This window comes from Microbacterium sp. R1 (assembly GCF_015159725.1).
Lineage (GTDB): Bacteria > Actinomycetota > Actinomycetes > Actinomycetales > Microbacteriaceae > Microbacterium > Microbacterium oxydans.
Map to the genome: position 1 here is coordinate 1 of NZ_JADDUD010000012.1, position 1,149 is coordinate 1,149.

The 1,149-nt window shown below is 43.9% G+C and carries 1 protein-coding gene; it reads right to left on the reverse strand.

The window, feature by feature from the left end:
- Window positions 1-457: 457 nt before the first annotated feature.
- Window positions 458-610 carry a hypothetical protein gene (locus tag ILP86_RS19465; RefSeq protein WP_193762729.1) on the reverse strand — a complete coding sequence of 51 codons (153 nt, stop codon included), beginning with the start codon at window positions 608-610 and terminating at the stop codon, window positions 458-460.
- Between the last annotated feature and the right edge of the window lie 539 nt (window positions 611-1,149).

The following is a 1,149-nucleotide window of genomic DNA, read 5'->3' on the forward strand; positions in this document are numbered from 1 at the left end:
CAGCCTTCCATGTTTCTACAGGCTTCCTGCCCCACGAGGCTCCATGCCTCCGAAAGCGTCCATACTTAGCCTTCGAACTACACCAAAAATATAACAAAAATTTAAACGATATCAACCTTTGAATAACTATCAGTTATTTTTTCATTCAGGTGATGCTGGTAGGAGCTTGCTATCGACAAAAGCGTCATGGAAACAGCACACAGTCTCTCAACGTCAAGGTCGGCTCCATTTACAAGCCTTGCCAGATAGCATTGAGCTTCAGCTATATCATGCGAAGCACATGCAAATTCTGGGGATTCAGGAAGGTAGAGCTCATCTAGACGCATATGGCACCCAAAGGCTGATAAAAAAGAATCAGTACATAAATATTTCAATAACCTAAGATAAATAGAACAAAAAATATCAAAAACGTAAAATTCCATAAAATTCAAACGTTTAAATTAAATAAAACATGGAATTAAAATTGGTGTTTATAGATTTCCACCAATTTTGCGCGCTCCTGCACAATTTTAGCCCTGTCCCTCTGCCTTTTCTCCACTTTGGCACCCATTGCCAACATCGCCAGGATCGGCACACAGATCACCGCAATCAGCACGCTCAGTTGAAGCATGGTTTTCTCCCATTTCGCCCTACCTGCAAGCCATAAATGGCTTGAATCCTACGATACCTTCTGGTGGTTCAGTGGCCTACCGCTCTTGTCGTTTTAGACCAGTTTGAGGAGTGGTGATCCTTAACGGTGGAGGTAACACACCATACGCACCCCTTCGGGGATGCTAAATAATTGATCTATATGGCATCACATAAATTTCAGAAGGGAAAATTGTTCTACAGCTTGTTCTACCGACCACCCAACAAACCGCTCAACCACGCAGATTTTCGTTATACGAATCGTTCTACGAGCATAGGCGGCAAAAAGCCTTGAAAATCCGTTAATGTCTATTAAATTTAAATGTGTAATAAATACACAATTACATATTTATAAGGTGATGCCATGGCCTCGATTTCCCATATTCACCACGACACCGCGAAGCGCGTCCGTCTCGACCTACTCAATTCGTTGGGTACCGAAAACGTGCCCAACCAGTGGATGCACTTCATGGCCACCGTTCGCCAACACTTACCGGAAGTGCTCTCGCGTGGCCGCCCCAC